The sequence below is a fragment of the Ignavibacteria bacterium genome (genome assembly GCA_041649015.1).
Lineage (GTDB): Bacteria > Bacteroidota > Ignavibacteria > Tepidaquicellales > Tepidaquicellaceae > CAIKZJ01.
Genome location: JBAZNU010000001.1, coordinates 653,534 through 671,222, shown reverse-complemented (window position 1 = coordinate 671,222; position 17,689 = coordinate 653,534). Strand labels below are relative to the sequence as shown.

At 38.1% G+C, this 17,689-nt stretch carries 16 protein-coding genes; 6 read left to right on the top strand and 10 right to left on the bottom strand.

Going from position 1 to position 17,689, the window contains the following annotated elements; all coding sequences use genetic code 11:
- Window positions 1-419: 419 nt before the first annotated feature.
- The 4 genes from WC644_02960 to mcrC all read left to right on the top strand — a co-directional run bounded on the left by WC644_02960 (window position 420) and on the right by mcrC (window position 6,281).
- Window positions 420-1,229 (top strand): type IV toxin-antitoxin system AbiEi family antitoxin, encoded by an 810-nt coding sequence (locus tag WC644_02960; GenBank protein MFA5010892.1) that lies wholly within the window; start codon window positions 420-422, stop codon window positions 1,227-1,229.
- Window positions 1,219-2,007, top strand: coding sequence for a nucleotidyl transferase AbiEii/AbiGii toxin family protein (locus tag WC644_02955; protein ID MFA5010891.1), 789 nt, complete (start codon window positions 1,219-1,221; stop codon window positions 2,005-2,007). Before WC644_02960 ends, WC644_02955 begins: the two co-directional genes overlap by 11 nt.
- 614 nt (window positions 2,008-2,621) lie before the next feature.
- Window positions 2,622-5,249 (top strand): AAA family ATPase, encoded by a 2,628-nt coding sequence (locus WC644_02950; protein ID MFA5010890.1) that lies wholly within the window; start codon window positions 2,622-2,624, stop codon window positions 5,247-5,249.
- 3 nt (window positions 5,250-5,252) lie between these two features.
- Entirely contained in the window at window positions 5,253-6,281 is a 1,029-nt protein-coding gene (gene mcrC, locus WC644_02945; GenBank protein MFA5010889.1) for a 5-methylcytosine-specific restriction endonuclease system specificity protein McrC, read from the top strand.
- A 572-nt stretch (window positions 6,282-6,853) separates the two neighbouring features.
- On the opposite strand, the gene WC644_02940 is transcribed toward mcrC, so the two are convergent.
- The 4 genes from WC644_02940 to WC644_02925 are packed head-to-tail and all read right to left on the bottom strand — an operon-like array spanning window position 6,854 to window position 9,734.
- On the bottom strand, window positions 6,854-7,288 hold the full coding sequence (locus WC644_02940; GenBank protein MFA5010888.1) for a RidA family protein: 435 nt from the start codon (window positions 7,286-7,288) through the stop codon (window positions 6,854-6,856).
- A gap of 58 nt (window positions 7,289-7,346) precedes the next feature.
- A complete protein-coding gene (locus WC644_02935; GenBank protein ID MFA5010887.1) occupies window positions 7,347-8,258 on the bottom strand; it encodes a ParB/RepB/Spo0J family partition protein in 912 nt (303 codons plus the stop codon).
- A 1-nt stretch (window position 8,259) separates the two neighbouring features.
- Window positions 8,260-9,048 (bottom strand): AAA family ATPase, encoded by a 789-nt coding sequence (locus tag WC644_02930; protein ID MFA5010886.1) that lies wholly within the window; start codon window positions 9,046-9,048, stop codon window positions 8,260-8,262.
- An 11-nt stretch (window positions 9,049-9,059) separates the two neighbouring features.
- Window positions 9,060-9,734 (bottom strand): metal-dependent hydrolase, encoded by a 675-nt coding sequence (locus WC644_02925; protein ID MFA5010885.1) that lies wholly within the window; start codon window positions 9,732-9,734, stop codon window positions 9,060-9,062.
- A 150-nt stretch (window positions 9,735-9,884) separates the two neighbouring features.
- On the opposite strand from WC644_02925, the gene WC644_02920 reads away from it, so the two are divergent.
- Window positions 9,885-11,228 carry a citrate (Si)-synthase gene (locus WC644_02920; GenBank protein MFA5010884.1) on the top strand — a complete coding sequence of 448 codons (1,344 nt, stop codon included), beginning with the start codon at window positions 9,885-9,887 and terminating at the stop codon, window positions 11,226-11,228.
- Window positions 11,229-11,816: 588 nt separating this feature from the next.
- Here the strand turns inward: WC644_02920 and WC644_02915 are convergent.
- The gene (locus tag WC644_02915) at window positions 11,817-12,338 is read right to left on the bottom strand and encodes a methylated-DNA--[protein]-cysteine S-methyltransferase (GenBank protein MFA5010883.1); all 522 of its coding nucleotides are present in this window, start codon (window positions 12,336-12,338) and stop codon (window positions 11,817-11,819) included.
- Entirely contained in the window at window positions 12,328-12,825 is a 498-nt protein-coding gene (locus WC644_02910) for a DUF4199 domain-containing protein (protein MFA5010882.1), read from the bottom strand. The genes WC644_02915 and WC644_02910 overlap by 11 nt, the downstream gene beginning before the upstream one ends.
- A 184-nt stretch (window positions 12,826-13,009) precedes the next feature.
- Between WC644_02910 and WC644_02905 the strand changes: the two genes are divergently transcribed.
- Window positions 13,010-14,434 carry an SDR family oxidoreductase gene (locus WC644_02905; GenBank protein ID MFA5010881.1) on the top strand — a complete coding sequence of 475 codons (1,425 nt, stop codon included), beginning with the start codon at window positions 13,010-13,012 and terminating at the stop codon, window positions 14,432-14,434.
- 185 nt (window positions 14,435-14,619) lie between these two features.
- Here the strand turns inward: WC644_02905 and WC644_02900 are convergent, their stop codons facing one another.
- Genes WC644_02900 through obgE form a run of 4 tightly spaced genes read right to left on the bottom strand, consistent with a single transcriptional unit; the run spans window position 14,620 to window position 17,688 of the window.
- On the bottom strand, window positions 14,620-15,237 hold the full coding sequence (locus WC644_02900; protein ID MFA5010880.1) for a sugar transferase: 618 nt from the start codon (window positions 15,235-15,237) through the stop codon (window positions 14,620-14,622).
- A gap of 1 nt (window position 15,238) precedes the next feature.
- The gene (locus WC644_02895; protein MFA5010879.1) at window positions 15,239-15,886 is read right to left on the bottom strand and encodes a PIG-L family deacetylase; all 648 of its coding nucleotides are present in this window, start codon (window positions 15,884-15,886) and stop codon (window positions 15,239-15,241) included.
- A 39-nt stretch (window positions 15,887-15,925) separates the two neighbouring features.
- Window positions 15,926-16,687: a 5'/3'-nucleotidase SurE gene (gene surE, locus WC644_02890; protein ID MFA5010878.1), complete on the bottom strand. Its 762-nt coding sequence runs from the start codon at window positions 16,685-16,687 to the stop codon at window positions 15,926-15,928.
- Window positions 16,684-17,688, bottom strand: a complete 1,005-nt coding sequence (gene obgE, locus WC644_02885) for a GTPase ObgE (GenBank protein MFA5010877.1) — start codon at window positions 17,686-17,688, stop codon at window positions 16,684-16,686. Before obgE ends, surE begins: the two co-directional genes overlap by 4 nt.
- Between the last annotated feature and the right edge of the window lies 1 nt (window position 17,689).

Here is a 17,689-nt window from a genome sequence, read left to right as displayed (position 1 = left end):
CTCTTCTGTACGCTTAACGCTGAACGCTGAACGCTGTCTTTACCGTACGCTATCTCTTCCATCCGCTGTCCGCTGCTAAACGCTATATCTTGTCTCTTTCGTCCGCTGAACGCTGAACGCTATCTTTACCGTCCGCTATCTCTCCTCTCCTCTCTTAAATCCCATAGGGATTTAAGATCGGTAGCAAACAATCCACAAAAACAAACGAATGCCGTCAGGCCTGCCTGGCGCAGACAGGTATTCCATATAAAATTACATCTCATCGTCCAAAGTAATCTCATTTTTTTATTCTCTTTAGAACATCCCAATCTATCTGTAATTAACACCAACAAGGAAAATTTCTTATATTTTACTTTCTTTTTAGCTTTATATATCGTATTATTGAAGTGTCAATAAATGACACCTGACTAATACGTTATATGAGCTATAATAAGAACTTAAATATTGATTTTATAGAATTTAACCTTAAAAACGGTAGAAAAACCTTTTCCTTTAAAGAATTGGTAAATTTTAAAGGCAATAATAAAAACGCTGCTAAACAGTATATTAAATATTCTGTCAGCAGAAAAATGATAAAAAACTTGTCAGAAGGTTTTTATGCTATTTATTCCCCTTCAGAAAAGGATTCAGGAAATATACCGCCGGCAGATTTTATTGAACAACTGATGAATTATAGAAAGATTAATTATTACACCGGCTTATTATCCGCCGCCGCTTTTTACGGCACTGCTCACTTCCGTTCCTTGGTTTTTCAGGTAATTGTTGATAAGCAGATTCATACTCCGAAGAATATTCTGCAAGGAATTAATTTCCAAAAGAAAAAATATTTCCCAGAATACTGCATTATCAGGCAAAAAGGAGGTTATGGCTATATTAATTATTCTTCACCGGCACTTACTGCTTACGATTTAATTAAATACGAACATGAAAGCGGTACTATCAGCAATATTTTTCTTATAATTTCAGATATGCTCTCTCAACTCAAAATAAGTGATATAAAAAATTTACTAAAGAATAATTTAGAAGTAACCTATATACAACGTCTTGGTTTTATTCTCGAAAAGCTCGAAGCAGCAGAATTAATTAATCCTCTGTATGAATATTCTAAAAAAGCAACTGCTTATATTCCTTTATCTCGGTTAGGAAATAAAACCGAAAATAATCTGTCGCGGTCAGAAAAATGGAAAATCATTGAAAACATAAACTGGGAAGAATTCATTGCTCCCTAAAGCTTACATAGACCAATGGAAAATCAATTCACCCTGGCGGCAGGATGAATTTGTAGAGCAGGATTTAATATTATCAAGACTGCTTATAGAACTATATTCAAGTGAAATAATCTCTGATAATTTAGCTTTCAGAGGAGGAACTGCTTTACACAAACTTTTTCTTAAAGGCTCTCACAGATATTCGGAAGATTTAGATTTTGTACAGATTAAAACTGGTGACATCGGAAATATCCTCACTGAACTTAGAAAAATATTAAGACGAATAATTCCCGGTAATCCAAAATATAAGAAATCAAAAAATAATAATACTTTAATATATTCTTATTACGCAGAGAATCCCCCTAATCCTAAAATGAAAATAAAAATAGAAATCAATACACGAGAGCATTTTGCAATAGAAGGAACTAAAAAATTAAAACGGGAATGTAAATCAGATTGGTTTACTGGTACTGCTAATATTATTACTTTCTCATCAGAAGAATTGCTCGCAACAAAACTCCGCGCCTTATACCAAAGGAGAAAAGGCAGGGATTTATTCGACTTATGGATCGCGAGGGAATTAAATCCCAATTATGAAAAGACCATCAAAATATTTAAAGCCTACCTTGAAAAGGAAAACTTAAGCATCACAAAAAAGGATTTTCTTGATAATTTAAGTGCTAAAATTGAAGACCCTATTTTTCAAAACGATATCTTACCCCTTATCATGAATAGCTCTGAATATGAAATAGGCAAAGCATTTGAGTATGTAAAATCAAATTATATAAATATAATATAGCTTTCTTTATTTTTTTGATTATTTAATTTATTAGTATTATAGTCTAATTAATTTGCATTCCCTCTATCTACACAAATTTCAATTCTTTCTAATAAAGTAATCTTTGTGTTATCTCCGTATAAATATAAAAACAGTTTACAGTTCACCGTTTACTGCTATCTGTTTACAGTTCACCGTTTACCGCTCTTAGTCAACGAATAAAAGAAATGATAAAAAAGGGGGGCTTCAGCCCCATAACAGTTACATTGTTCATCAGAAATATCTAATTTCTATCTTTCTTTATATTGTTTTTATTTTTTTCTTGTCATCCCCGAATGTTTTTATCGGGGATCTAATCCCTTTTTAATGTTTTTGTTGTAAAATCTTTGTTTTGAGACAATCTCCACGTCCGACGTGAAGAACGCGTGGGTGAAGGCACGTTGAAATTAATTTAAGTGGCAGAGGATAAAGATTACAACTATAACGATATACTCCTTTCAATTCAAAACAGGACCATATTATTTATAAATAAATTGAATATAAAAATAAATATCCATAAATTGAAAATATAAAATACTTCACTACTCGTTATCTTATTATAAATTAAGGTTTTACAAAAATAAATCTATAATTTTATGAACACTCAATTTCAATACATTGTTGAACTATCTAAACAATACCAACAATACGCAGATAAATCCGAATCATTATTCAAAGCATTAAACGAAATTTCTCAATCCACCCTCGAGGATATCTATACCGAATATGGCGACCCCGAAAGGAAATTTCAACCTGTTAACTTATTAAGAGCTGAAATCGCAAGATTATTAATAGATGGTACCACCGTCACCGAAAAACTTGTCGAAGACCTCAAAGAACACATTAGAACAAAGAATAAATCATTCTTCAAACATCTTAATAAGGATTTTCTACAGGAACTTGATGACTATCCGCTTCATAATAGAGATATGTTTGCAAACTACCAAAAACATTGGAACGTGTTCCACGTCTTCTTCTATCGTGGAGTCACAAAAGATACAACCAAACTCTATCTCGATCAGATTTGTAAACAGCTTATTGACGACCTTCATCTCGCCGACTATGATACTCATAACGTTGATTTCTATGGCCCTTCAAATTTCGGTGCCTATTTTTGTTGGTTAGCCCTGTACCCAATCCATAAACATTCACATAGGGATGCATATCAGTTTTTCATTAAAATATGTAATAAATCTGAAGCAGGTCGCTACCCCGGTAGTTCTTTAAAAAATCCTAAACCAAATCAGTTAAAAACCATTTCCACATACGAAGAAGCCGTATCTTTCCTCAATGAAATAAAACCCGAATTGCTTAAACTAAACAAAGAGGTCCGCAATTATTTCAAGTTTGCTCCCGGAAGCCATGCTTCAGAATGGGATAGGTTTTACGAAAAAGGTATCGCTGCTATCAATTTTGAAAGTTTTGAACTTGGCGACATTTCACAATATAATTCAAGAGTCGAAATCAATGAAGCTATTGGCTTGCCGTCCGATAGTCAGTCAAACCAGTCCTGGAATCTATGGCTGTTCAAGACAGCTAACATTGGTGATTTAATTTTCGCAAACAAAGGCGTTAGCACTTGCATCGGTATCGGCATTATTGAAAGCAATTATTATTACGAAGAATCACCCGATGGTTATAACTATTGCCGCAAAGTTAATTGGATAACTAATAAAGTCTATCAGTACAAATCGGGTACTTACAGAAATTATAAATACTTGTTCCGTCCTGATACTTTCAGCCCGACAAAAGTTTGGGAATTCCTTCTGGTAGAGTATTTAAGAATATACCCGGAACTCGCAGAAGTATTCGAACAGCATAAAATTGTATTTAGTAAAAATATTTCTGAATCTTCTCTCGTTGCAGAAACAGAATCTAATTTCGAAGAATCTCCGGAAGATGCAGAGCCGCTGAACTTTTGGTGGATAAATGCGAATCCTTCAATATGGAGTATAAGTGAATACAAAGAGGGTGATTTTCAGACTTATACAACCCATAATGAAAAGGGAAATAAACGACGAATATACAAACACTTCGAAGCCTTAAAACCCGGTGATTTAATTATTGGTTACGAAAGTTCTCCAACACGTCAGATTAAAGCAATTTTCGAAGTCACAAAAGGCCTTCACGACACTGAAGAAGGCGAACAAATTGAATTTGTCGTCGCCGAAAAACTTGAAGTTCCGGTTAATTGGAACGAGCTCAAAGATATTCCCATGCTTCAGGATTGCGAGGTTTTTATCAATAATCAGGGAAGTTTATTTAAACTTACCGAAGAAGAGTATGATATAATTCGTGAAGTTATTGATAACAAAAACATTATAACCGAAAAACAGTTACAAACAGGCGGCTTTAAAAAATACAGCTTTATAAACGACCCGGATAAACCTTTTATCAGTCAGGAGGATTTTAATCAGGCAGTTGAAATCCTTAAAAGAAAGAAAAATGTTATACTGCAAGGACCCCCGGGAGTCGGAAAGACATTCTTAACCCGAAAGCTTGCGTATGAAATATTGCAAGAAGAAAAAGATGCTAACATAGAAATGATTCAATTCCACCAGTCGTACAGCTATGAAGATTTCATTCAGGGACTCCGGCCGACGAAAAAAGGAAGCTTTGATATTAAGGACGGTATTTTCTACTCATTCTGCAGAAGGGCGATTGCCCATACAGAAAAACCCTTTTTCTTCATAATAGATGAAATCAATCGCGGAAACCTAAGTAAAATCTTCGGAGAGCTAATGATGCTTATCGAGACCGATAAGCGTAAAGAAAAATTTGCATTAAAGCTTACTTATTCCGAAGATGAAGCGGATAGATTTTATGTTCCAGATAATTTGTATATAATAGGAACCATGAATACAGCCGATCGCTCTTTGGCAATAGTTGATTATGCTCTCAGGAGAAGATTTGCTTTTATTACACTTCATCCCGAATATGGCGAAAGTTTCCGAACATTTCTGCTTTCAAAAGGTATCTCGGAATTATTAGCCGAACATATTATTTCTTCGGTTACAAAATTGAACCAGAAAATAAAATCAGACACAAATCTTGGAGAAGGTTACCGTATAGGTCACAGCTATTTCTGCACGTATAAAAATGACATGGACGCAAACCGTTGGTGGTCTGATATAATTAAATTTGAGATAAAACCGCTTCTTGAGGAAATCTGGTTCGATGATTTATCACAGGTTGATGATATAATAAAATCACTCACAAGATAGTTCGTGAAAATACCGATTGAAAATATTTACTATTTACTTTGCTACGCATGGAATAAGCTTGATGAAAAAGACAAAGTAAACATTTCGGTAGAGGATAAAACCGAATTGCTGGACCTCTTTGCAAAAATACTAATCAACGCATCAAAAACACTTCTTAAACGTGGCATAGATAAAAACTATAACGATTATACAGAAGAAATCCTCGGTATAAAAGGAAAGCTGCGTATTGCAGAAACATTAAAAAGAAACATATTATTTAAACAAAAGACAATTTGTGATTTTGATGATTTCTCTGCAAATATAATCTCAAACAGAATTCTTGTAACAACCATTTACCGCCTCACAAGAACAAAAGGAGTTGATAAAGACCTTAAGAATGAGCTGGTTTTACTGCTTAAAATGTTTAATGAAATTAGTCAAATTGAGATAACAAATTCATTATTTAAGCAGATTAAAATAAACCGGAATAATCATTTCTATGGTTTCATAATGAATGTTTGTAAAATCATATTCGAAAACACTTTGCCGTCAGAAGAACAGGGAAGATATAAATTCACCGACTTTACCCGCGATGAACACAAAATGAACCAACTATTCGAAGCATTTGTAAGAAATTTCTATCGAATAGAGCAGAAGAAGTACCCCTCGGTTAGACGGGAAATTATACAATGGAATTTCGATAAATCAGAGAACGACAGCAATCTTCCTCAAATGGAAACCGATATAACTCTTGAAAACGAAACTGATAAGATAATCATAGATACAAAATACTATGCAGAAACCATGACGGATAGATTTGGCAGTGAGAAGATCAAATCTTCAAATTTATATCAGTTGTTCAGCTATCTTTTAAACCAGGAAAATGATACAGAAAAGACACAAAAATCAACAGGCATACTTCTTTATCCGACAGTAATAAACGAGTATGATTTAAAATACCGGTATAAAAATCACAGTATTCAGATAAGGACAATAAATCTTAACCAAAACTGGACGGGGATTTCAAGAAAATTAATTGATATAATAGCATAATTTTAATTTATATTATTCGGGTTAGTAATAAGTTTGTTTTTATAAAAATGTTTTTAAGAATAGAATCAAAGAGACGTCACTAAAACCATCAACTAACATGCCTTCCTATTATTAATCACAACATTTTTCGAAATTGTGCCACGGAAATTCTCATTTTAAAAATATTTTCCCCCTTAAAAAAATCTTTTTCTTAAAATAAATCCCTGTATCTCCGGTCTCTTATAATCCGTACAAAAAAATCGACAAAAACTTGCCGTGTCCAAGTTTCGGTTTTTGTTGTGATTAATAATGAAAGGAGTGTGTAAAATATGGTAATAAAATTTCTCTGTTATTTTTTAAATATTGAAATCCCTGAAAATGCTCAGAAATCGCACTTTCATTTTTTCTTAATCTTTCGGTTACCTTGTACTCAGATTGGTCTTAAATTGGTCTTTAAATATTTTTCGCCATTCACAGCTTATGCGTTCTTTGCATCCCGACTTGTTAGGACGGATAACTGATTATGCGTTCTTTGCATCCCGACTTGTTGAGACTACTTACTTCTTACTACATACAGTTCACTGTTAACAGCTTTACGTATGCGCTATTACTTCTATTTCAACCTTTACATCCTTCGGAAGACGCGCTACTTCAACAGTGCTTCTTGCCGGTGCGGATTCGCCGAAGAACTCTCCGTAAACCTCGTTCATTGCGGCAAAATCATTCATGTCTTTTATGAAGACGGTTGTTTTTATTACGTTCAAAAGCGAACTGCCGCTGTCTTCAAGAAGGTTCTTAAGGTTCGTGCATACTGCCCTCGTCTGCTCTTTTATGTCCTGTGATATTACGTTCCCGTCCGCATCCAGAGCTATTTGCCCGGATGTAAATATCAATCCGTTAAATTGTATCGCGTCTCTTATTGCTGATTCAAAACCGCCGTTCTTTATGTTTAGACTGTTGTACTGAATCGCCTGTGAATAAGGACCTATCGGTTTTGGTGCTCTTTCTGTATAAAGTTTCTTTTTCATGTGATGTTCTTTAAATTTAATTTTCTTTCTAAATATTTTGACCGCTGAACGCTGATGGCTAACTGCTTTTTCTTTCGCTAAGTTCTATTATTCTTTCAAGGTCTTCGTTTGAAAAATAATCAATTATTATTTCGCCCGTTTGTTTTGTCTTTGCTTTTATTGTTACTCTTGTACCAAAAAATAACCGCATCTTGTTTTCCATTTCCTGTAAGTACGGGTCCTTTGTTTCTTTGTTCTTTGTTGAACTCTTCTTTCTCTTTGGTTTGGCGGTCGGCTGCGTTATCCCTTCAAGTTCACGCACGGTTATCTTCTCTCGCATTATTCTCTGCCACAATACAAGCTGGGCGGCAGGGTCGTTAACTCTCAGTATTCCTCTTGCGTGTCCCTCGGTGATTTCATTCTTCCGAAGCGATACTTTTACTTCGACGGGAAGCTTCTGAAGTCTTAAATAGTTTGCAACAGTGCTTCTTTGTTTTGAAACTTTTGACGCAATCTGCTCCTGCGTCAGACTGCAGTCGTCAACCAGCATCTGGTACGAATCCGAAAGCTCCATCGGGTTAAGGTCTGAACGCTGTACGTTTTCTATCAAAGCAAGCTCAAGCAGGTTCTCTTTGCTGTCATCAGTAGTGTTGTAAACGTACGCCGGTACTGCCTTAAGCCCCGCAAGTACAGCAGCGCGCAGGCGTCTCTCACCCGATATTAATATGTAGCCCTGACCGTCCTTTGCGTTCATTACTGTTAACGGTTGAAGTACGCCCTTTTGCTTGATTGAGTCTGAAAGCTCTTTCAGCTCTTCCTCATTAAAGTCTTCTCTCGGCTGGTATGGGTTCCTTTTTATTTTTTCCGTTTCAATATAAAGCTGCTCTTTCGTCTCTGTCTTCGTTCCTTCGCCCGTTACGTTATCGGGGTCAATATTCTTATTGCCGAACAAGACCGATATTCCTTTTCCTAATCCGCCTTTGTGGTCCATTTTATGTTGTAATATTATTTCTTTCTACAAATTCTTCTGCAAGGTCTGCGTAGTGTCTAGCGCCCAATGAATACGGGTCGTAATCTACAATCGGTTTTCCGTAACTCGGCGCTTCGCCTATCTTAACGTTTCGTGCTATCTTTGTTTTAAATACTTTGTCAGCAAAATATTTTCTTAGCTCTGCTTCTACCTGATTCGCAAGTTTTAATCTTGAATCAAACATCGTCAGCAGATATCCTTCTATGCTCAGTGTCGGGTTGAATGAGTTCTTCACCATCTTTATCGTATTCAGCAATGCCGAAAGCCCCTCCAGTGCGTAGTATTCGCATTGTACTGGTATCAGCACCGAGTCCGCTGCATTCAACGAGTTCAATGTAATAAGCCCGAGCGACGGCGGACAGTCAATAAACACAAACCTGAAATCGTAACCGTTATTCTCATTCGCTAATTCGAACAGTTTGTTTCTCAGCATTAACTCCCTGTGCTCAAGCGAGACAAGCTCAAGCTCTGCGGCAACGAGATTAATGTGCGACTTAATTATATACAGATTTTCTATCTGTGTTTTTTGTATTGCCTCAGATGCTTTCTTGTCGGTAACAAGAACTTCGTATATGCTGCTGTCGCTGCTGCTTGTTTCAAGCCCCATGCCCGTCGTGGCGTTTGCCTGCGGGTCTGCATCTATCAGAAGTGTTTGTATTCCGAGATTGGCAATACAAGACGAGAGGTTAATAGCCGTTGTTGTTTTACCGACTCCGCCCTTCTGATTAGATATTGATATTACCTTCTGCAATAATGATTGACTTAAAATTCTAAAACTTCACCCGGTTTCATTATAGCACATTTCTTGCCGATTGATTCAACCTTTCGCTTGAAATCGTTTGCATCCGATTTTATTATGTCGAATGTGTCATAATGTATTGGGATTACATTCGCGGGATTTATAAATTCTACTGCTTTCACCGCATCGTCAACCCCCATTGTGAAATCGTCGCCTATTGGCAGACACGCAACATCTATCTTGTGCATTTCGCCGATGAGTTTCATGTCGTAAAAGAGTCCCGTGTCGCCTGCCTGATAGAACGTCTTTCCGTCTATCGTAATTATTACTCCGTAGGCATCCCCTGCGTAAGTGCCGTCGGGCAAAGACGACGAGTGGTGCGCAATCGTCAGCTTTACTCTTCCGAACGGAAAAGAATATGCTCCGCCTATATTCATCGGATGAGCATTAACTCCCTTCGATGAGCAATAATTCGCAAGCTCAAAAATCGCAATAACCGTCGCATTATTACGCTTCGCCAGCTCTATTGTATCGCCGAAGTTATCCCCGTGCCCGTGCGTCGGAATAATGTAGTCGCATTTAATGTTTTCAAGCGTTACGTCGCAGTTCGGATTTCCCGAAATGAAAGGGTCAAGTAGTATTTTATGCTTACCCGTGTCAACCTCGACAAATGCATGTCCGTGATACTTTATTTTCATATTTTATTAAATTAAAATATTATAAATTAAAATATACCCTAAATTAATACTAAATTAAAATTAATTCAATTTTAATAAAACTGCATAGTAATTTTTTCTGTTATCATCGTTATTAGATAGTTTTTTGAAAATTTATAAATAAATCCATTTATGATTCTAAGAGATAGATTAGAAGAGATTATTCCGGGACTGAGAAAAGAGGCAGCCGAAGTGTTTGCACTCGGTCCGGGTGAAGTAATCGGCGAAGTAACTACCGAACAGGTGTTCGGCGGGATGCGGGGTATTAAGTCAATGATTTGCGATACCTCTGAGGTCGGGCTCGATACGGGGCTTATCGTCAGAGGCAGGCCGATTCTTGACCTCGTTGATATTCTGCCCGAAGAAATGTTCTATCTTCTTCTTACGGGTGAACTGCCGGATAAAAAAGCACTTGAAGACCTGCAGTGGGAAATCAAAAGAAGAAATGATGTTCCTTTCTACGTCTGGAATACTATAAACGCACTTCCAATGGAAACTCATCCGATGGTTATGCTCAATTCGGCGGTTCTTGTCATGGAGAATGAATCTTTCTTCAGAAGAAGATATGAAGAAGGTATGCCTAAAGAAAGACTCTGGGAACCGATGCTTTGGGATGCTCTCAGTTTAATCGCACGCATTCCGATTATTGCTGCATACATATACAGAAGAAAGTTTAATAAGGGTCCGAGAATTAATTCTGACGACACTCTCGACTGGGCGGCAAACTATGCACGGCTTCTCGGCGTTGAAGACCCGGACGGCTCATTCGCTGATTTAATGAGGCTTTACATGGTGCTTCATTCTGACCATGAAGGCGGAAACGTTAGCGCTCTTACGACTCAGACAATCAATTCTGCCCTCTCAGATATTTATTTTTCAATCAGCGGCGGACTCAATGGTCTCGCAGGACCTTTACACGGTCTTGCTAATCAGGAGTGCTTAAGGTTTATTATAAAACTTCGCGATGATATCGGACATACACCCTCTGATACCGAAGTAAAAGAATATTGCATAAGCCTTCTCAACAATAAAAAGGTTATTTCCGGTTACGGACATGCGGTGCTGCGCGTTACTGACCCCCGTTTCACAGCCTTCGTGAACTTCGGAAACAAGTATCTTCCGGACGATGAAATTTTTGGAATCGTAAAACAGCTTTTTAACATAGTTCCTAAGCTATTGATAGAAGGCGGTAAAGCAAAAGACCCATGGCCGAACGTTGATGCTGCAAGCGGCTCTCTGCTTCATTACTACGGCTTGACAGAGTATGATTATTATACTGTCCTGTTCTCCGTATCGCGTATTCTCGGTCTTTCTGCACAGCTAATACTCAACCGTGCACTCAACAGACCCATCATCCGTCCAAAGTCGGTAACAACAGAATGGATGAAGAAGCAGCTCACGGCAATGAAAGAAGCAAAGCCCGCTCCCGAACCAAAAACCGAACAAAAGACAGAACCAAAACCAAAATCAAAATAAACGTAAATCACATACAACTAACAAAAGAGGGCGGTCACCCCGCCCTCTTTGTTTTAATATCCGTAAAAATGTCGTAATATAAAACCTTGCACAAAATAAAAACACTCTCTATCTGTTTTGCAAGGCAAGTTAAAAATTATTTCAAATTTTTTCTCTGCATTTCTCTGTGCTACTGTCCGTAAAAAGGTTGTAATAAAACAATTTTTATCCGCACTTTTTCACCGGGTTAAATAAATTTCTACGTTCTCTCTGCGTCCTTTGTTCTTCTCTGCGACCCTTGCGGTTATAATCTTTATCATTTGTTTTTCTCTGTTTTGTTTGTAGCCAAAGGATATGCCGAGTACTTTGCGGTGATAATTCTCTACCTTTTGTTTTTATTCCTTTGTTTGCTGCTCCTGCTGCGTCGTGTTTATCAATAAACAATTAAATTTTACTCTGCCCTGAACAGCAAGACCTGCCGAAACCGAATCTCAACCGATACCGGGAGCCATCTCAACCGAGACGCAACCCACAAACAACCGAGACGCAACCGACAGTCAACCCTGAACATGCCTGAAAGTATAATATTTCTTCGTATCTCGAACGATATTATGTAAAGCTGCTGTGCTTTGCTTCGTGCTCCAGCAACCGCTTCTTGCGCCAGAGACCGCCGCCGTAGCCCGTCAGTGTGCCGTTGGAGCCTATTACTCTATGGCAGGGGATTATTATTGATATTCTGTTCTGTCCGTTTGCATTTGCGACTGCTCTTACAGATTTGGGACTGCCGAGTTTTTCCGCTTCCTGCTTGTAAGACCATGTTGTGCCGTATGGAATTTTCAGGAGTGTTTTCCATACCGTGTTCTGAAATTCTGTGCCTGTCATAACAACAGGCACTGTAAACTTTTTCAACTTTCCTTTAAAATACTCTGCAATATCTTTTACCAGCAGGGGAAAGTGTATGCATTCGCCGTCTGTGATTTGCAATTCAAGGCTGCTCGATATACTTTGCATTTCTTTGTTGAGCACATCTCTATCTGCAAACTCAAGCAGGCAGATACCCTTATCCGTTCCGCCGGCAATCATAGTTCCGAGCGGTGTTTCTATCTGAGTCTTTGCAAACTTATGCTGCATTCCGGGGTTCGCCTTTTTTTCTTGTGAAAATTGCAACGACGGCTGTAGTAATAAGCCCCATTACAGGTGCGCCCATAAGTCCCATCATAACGTAATTCGAGTTGTTGAAATAACTCTCTGCATCCTGCTGTGTCATAGCGCCGGTGCTTACTGCGTGCTTTATAGCATTTGGAAAATATTCAGGGGTTATTACATACGAAACTATCGACTGGGTTAACGGAGACAGTATAGTAACAAACAGGGTTATTATCACTCCGCAGAGAAAACCCTGCATATAAGTCATCGTACCGCCGTAGTATTTCTTTCTCTTGTCAAGAAAAGCAAACACATATACTGCTATTGCGGGTATAGCAATAAAATTTGTGACTATATGATGCTTGTCAATGTGTGCCGAATGAAATCCTGCAAGTTTTTCCAGGACAAGCCATACGAGCGTCATTGCGGCAAAGATGAGAGTCCATTTAATTTCAATAGAGATTTTTTTCATAGCTTTTATATTAATTGTTTGTGTTTAAGATAATACCTTTGATTGTTTAATTCAATAAATTTAAGGTTTTCATCCGCGGCGGCTAAATAAGTTCGGGTATTCCATAATTCAATAAACTGAATTTTAAATCTTGTCTATCCGTTTTATTAGCATACAAGAAAAGAATCCTCCGATTAGATAAAACATGAAAATATTACTTACAGGTGCAACGGGATACATAGGGCAGAGGCTTCTCCCTGTGCTTCTGAATGAAGGGCACGAAGTTTACTGCTGCGTACGGGATAAGCTAAGATTTAACGCCGGAAAGTATGTAAGCAATTCCAATAATCTGCATGTCGTAGAGGCAAATTTCCTTAAACCTGAAACGCTTAATGCAATTCCTGCTGATATAGACGCTGCTTATTACCTTATACATTCTATGTCCGTATCACAAAGCGATTTTGAATCACTTGAGGCAGACTCTGCGGAGAATTTTAAAACGGCAATCAGCAGTACAAATGCAAAACAGGTTATTTACTTAAGCGGAATTGTCAACGACGAGAAACTTTCAAAGCATCTCAGCTCACGAATGAAGGTTGAGAAGATTCTATCTTCGGGATCCTATGCATTAACAACTTTACGAGCAGGAATTATAGTCGGCTCGGGCAGTGCTTCGTTTGAGATTATACGCGATCTTGTAGAAAAGCTTCCCGTTATGATAACTCCGCGCTGGCTCAATACACGAACACAGCCGATTGCAATACGCAACGTTATTGAATATTTGTCCGGCGTTTTAGGAAATAAACAAACATTCAATAATAGTTATGATATAGGCGGTAAGGATATTCTCACTTACAAAGATATGCTTTTGAAGTTTGCAAAAGTTCGAAACCTGAAGCGTAAAATTTTTGTCGTTCCCGTGATGACACCGCGTCTTTCTTCGTACTGGCTTTACTTTGTTACGTCTGTCCCTTATTCACTCGCTGTGAATCTTGTCAACAGCATGAAGGTCGAAGTAATCTGCAGGGAAAACAACCTTCAAGAACTTCTGGGAATAAGTCTTATTGATTATGAAACCGCTATACGCGTGGCTTTCGATAAGATAGAGCATCATGAGGTTGCTTCAAGCTGGACAGATTCTCTTTCTACCAACTCGCTTGATAAAGGTGTTTCACATTATATAAATGTTCCTACAAACGGATGCTTCACGGATATTAGAAAACGCAGGTACAATAATCTTGAGAGGTCGCTGAATAAAATTTTCAGTATCGGCGGCGAGAACGGCTGGTACACTGGTAACTTGTTGTGGGAGATGAGAGGATTTCTTGACAAACTTGTCGGCGGTCCCGGACTTCGCAGGGGAAGAAAAGATTCGGAAAACATTTATGCGGGTGAGACCCTTGACTTCTGGAAGGTGCTGCTCGCAAGCCGAGAAGAAAAGCGTCTATTGCTTTATGCAGAAATGAAACTTCCGGGTGAAGCATGGCTTGAGTTCAAAATTGAGGTCGATCATGTAGTGCAGACGGCAACTTTCCGTCCGCTCGGATTACTTGGCAGAGCTTACTGGTACGGCGTATTGCCGTTTCACGGGTTTATTTTCAGCGGTATGCTTAAGAAAATAGCCGAATGATATTCAGATTTACAACCTCCATTTTTTCATTTTATCATGAAAGCGATAGTCGGTTAAATCATAATGAATAGGTGTAACAGAGATATATCCGTCATCTACAGCTTTTACGTCAAACTCTTTAAAGCTTAATATTTTTCTGCTTTGACTTTTATACGTTTTAAAATAATATAAATGGGATTAATTATTTATACTGCGCCTTTTGAAGATATGACTGATAAAGGGGTTTTTGCAAGAATTTTAAAATCCGTTTTGAGTGATTTTTCTTTGATATATTTAATATCGAGGTCTAATTTTTCAAAAATAGTCATTTCACTTCTTCCGTTTATCTGCCAGAGTCCTGTTAAGCCCGGCTTTACTGAATTTCTTAATTCTCTGAGTTCGGGAGGGAAAAGGTTGTATTCATCTATTGGTACGGGTCTGGGTCCAACCAGAGTCATGTCTCCTTTAATTACATTAAAAAACTGAGGAAGCTCATCAACGCTGTATTTGCGTGCATATTTTCCGGGAAGACCAACTACCCGTGGATCGTTTCTTAAACAGAAATATTTTTCCAATTCTATTTCAGCATAGGGATTTTCACTGAAATGTTTTGAGAGTATTTTATCCGAATCTGAATACATCGTGCGGATTTTCCACATTCTAAAAGGTCTTCCGTTTACGGAAAGCCGTTTCTGAAAATAGAAAATATTTCCTTTGCTTCTTAACCTAATCAGTAACGCAAAAATAAAAATTAATGGAACAGAAAGGAACAGAAACAGGAGAGAAAGGATGATGTCGGTTAATCTTTTTATTACTCTGTACAATTTAGGAATACAATCTTGCTATTTTAAAAACCTCCGCATATCCGGCGCCAATTTGCCTGCCGCGGAGAACACAATGTAAGCGCAGGTCTTCAGGCTTCCGACCCGGAGCAAATTCGTTCTTATACAATTTAAAAGCATTACATTTTTGTGTAACATCTTGCTCTGAAAGCTCTACAAAAAGGTTTGGAAAGAAATTGTTTTCGTATCCTTGGTCAGTGGATGTGGGTATTTCGAAGAAGATAACATTTTTATTAATTCGGAACGGACGAGTGCTGATTTCTACAATATGAGATATTGCTCTGTGAGAAGCGTGAACATCTCCCGGACTGTGAGTGATTATTGTGTCAGCCCATTCAAGATGGGTGTTGATTCTATCCGTAAGTTTCCAAAAGTTTTTTTCAATATGATGTTCAAATACAAGCGGGTTAAGGATTACAGGTTCTGCTCCATATTCTTTGCAAGCCTTTTTGAAATTAACAATATATTGCTGCCACTTTGTAAGGCTTCTTTTTCCATTACTTCGAAGAGGAAGAACTATTTTAACCTTACATTCATTGCTTATTGCTTTGCTTATCAGACCCCCGCAGCCTATTGTTTCGTCGTCTGGATGTGCTATAACGACGCATATTTTACTGTTTTTAGATATCATCTAATTATATAATGTTTTTAAACCTGGCTTTATCTGTATTTACAGCCTCCACTTTTTCATTTTCTCATGAAAGCGATAGTCGGTTAAATCATAGTGAATAGGCGTAACAGAGATATATCCGTCATCGACAGCTTTAACGTCAAACTCTCTTGACCTGTCTGTTTTATGCATGCTGCCAGTTAGCCAGTAATACTGCCTGTTAGCGGGGTCGTACCTTATTTCATAAGTATCATTCCAGGATGATTTTCCCTGCTTGGTCAGCAATGCACCTTTTACTTTCTTTGATGCCGGTACGTTTACATTCAGCAGGGTTCCTTTCGGCAGTCCGTTTTTCAATACAATCTTTGCAAGTTTAGATGCGTATTTTGCTGCAACTGAAAAATCCGGATATGTGTAGCTTGTCAGTGATACGGCTATCGAAGGTATTCCAAGAATTGTTCCTTCGGTTGCTGCGGATACTGTTCCCGAATAAATGATATTAATAGCTGTGTTTGCCCCCTGATTTATTCCGGATATTAGAAGGTCTATTTTTCTGTCCTTTAAAAGTGTGTGGACCCCTATCTTTACTGAATCGGCGGGCGTGCCTGTAACCGCATAGCCGTAAAAATCGCCGAACATCAACGTTTTCTTCGCTCTAATAGGGTCAGCCATTGTGATAGAATGACCGACTGCACTCTGCTGCGTGTGCGGTGCAACAACGAACACCTCGGCAAACTTTTTAATTACTTTTGTTAGTGCTTTTATTCCTTCGGCATCTATACCGTCATCGTTTGATATTAATATCAACGGTTTCTTATTCATTTGTCCAGTGTTTTAAGTTTTTTCCAGAGCAGGTCTTTTAGTTCCTGCAGGTTTTCACCTGTTATTGAAGATATTTGTATCTTGTCAATGCCTGCTGTTCTTGCGTTCTTAAGTTTCTTTTTGAGTTCTTCGCTGATAGCGTCAATCTTTGTAAAACATACTATCCTCGGTTTATCCATTAAGTTTGCTTCATAACTCTCAAGTTCATTAAGAAGTATTTTGTATTCTTTGAGCAGGTTCTTTCCGTCATGCGGCAGGTTTGTTGTGTCTATCATAAACAATAGTATTCGTGTTCTTTCTATATGCTTAAGAAACTGTATCCCGAGTCCTTTTCCCGACGACGCTCCTTCGATTATTCCCGGAATGTCTGCAACAACAAACGAATCGTATTCATGCATCTTTACAATTCCAAGGTTCGGTTTTAATGTCGTGAAAGGATAATCTGCTATCTTTGGTTTAGCAGCTGATATTTTTGAAATAAGAGTTGACTTGCCTGCGTTGGGAAACCCAACAAGTCCAACATCGGCAATAAGTTTCAACTCTATAATAATAGTCATTTCTTCGCCGGGCTTGCCTTTTTCGGCGTAGCGTGGAGTCCTGTTTGTGGATGTTTTGAAATGAGTGTTGCCTTTGCCGCCTCTTCCGCCTTTCAGTATTATTTTCTCTTCGCCGTCGTAAAGCAGCTCATCAACTATTTCACCCGTTTCAAAATTTTTAATAACACTTCCGCAGGGGACAAGAATAACTTCATCTTTACCATTTTTGCCGTTCTTATCGCCGCCGAGACCATGCACGCCCCGTCCGGCTTTATGGTGTCTTTTATAAGTGAAATCAACGAGAGTATTTAACTGTGCTGATGCTCTGAAAACAATGTTGCCGCCGTTACCGCCATCGCCTCCATTGGGTCCGCCTTTCGGGACATATTTCTCTCTTCTGAAGCTTACACATCCGTTACCGCCGTCACCTGATTTTATGAATATCTTTGTGTAGTCTATAAACATA

Excerpts from the sequence above, each read along its gene's own strand:
- WC644_02960 (MFA5010892.1), top strand. The coding sequence starts at position 420 with ATGAGCTATAATAAGAACTTAAATATTGATTTTATAGAATTTAACCTT.
- WC644_02950 (MFA5010890.1), top strand. The coding sequence starts at position 2,622 with ATGAACACTCAATTTCAATACATTGTTGAACTATCTAAACAATACCAA.
- WC644_02940 (MFA5010888.1), bottom strand. The coding sequence starts at position 7,288 with ATGAAAAAGAAACTTTATACAGAAAGAGCACCAAAACCGATAGGTCCT.
- WC644_02935 (MFA5010887.1), bottom strand. The coding sequence starts at position 8,258 with ATGGACCACAAAGGCGGATTAGGAAAAGGAATATCGGTCTTGTTCGGC.
- WC644_02925 (MFA5010885.1), bottom strand. The coding sequence starts at position 9,734 with ATGAAAATAAAGTATCACGGACATGCATTTGTCGAGGTTGACACGGGT.
- WC644_02920 (MFA5010884.1), top strand. The coding sequence starts at position 9,885 with ATGATTCTAAGAGATAGATTAGAAGAGATTATTCCGGGACTGAGAAAA.
- WC644_02915 (MFA5010883.1), bottom strand. The coding sequence starts at position 12,338 with ATGCAGCATAAGTTTGCAAAGACTCAGATAGAAACACCGCTCGGAACT.
- WC644_02910 (MFA5010882.1), bottom strand. The coding sequence starts at position 12,825 with ATGAAAAAAATCTCTATTGAAATTAAATGGACTCTCATCTTTGCCGCA.
- WC644_02905 (MFA5010881.1), top strand. The coding sequence starts at position 13,010 with ATGAAAATATTACTTACAGGTGCAACGGGATACATAGGGCAGAGGCTT.
- WC644_02895 (MFA5010879.1), bottom strand. The coding sequence starts at position 15,886 with ATGATATCTAAAAACAGTAAAATATGCGTCGTTATAGCACATCCAGAC.
- surE (MFA5010878.1), bottom strand. The coding sequence starts at position 16,687 with ATGAATAAGAAACCGTTGATATTAATATCAAACGATGACGGTATAGAT.
- obgE (MFA5010877.1), bottom strand. The coding sequence starts at position 17,688 with ATGTTTATAGACTACACAAAGATATTCATAAAATCAGGTGACGGCGGT.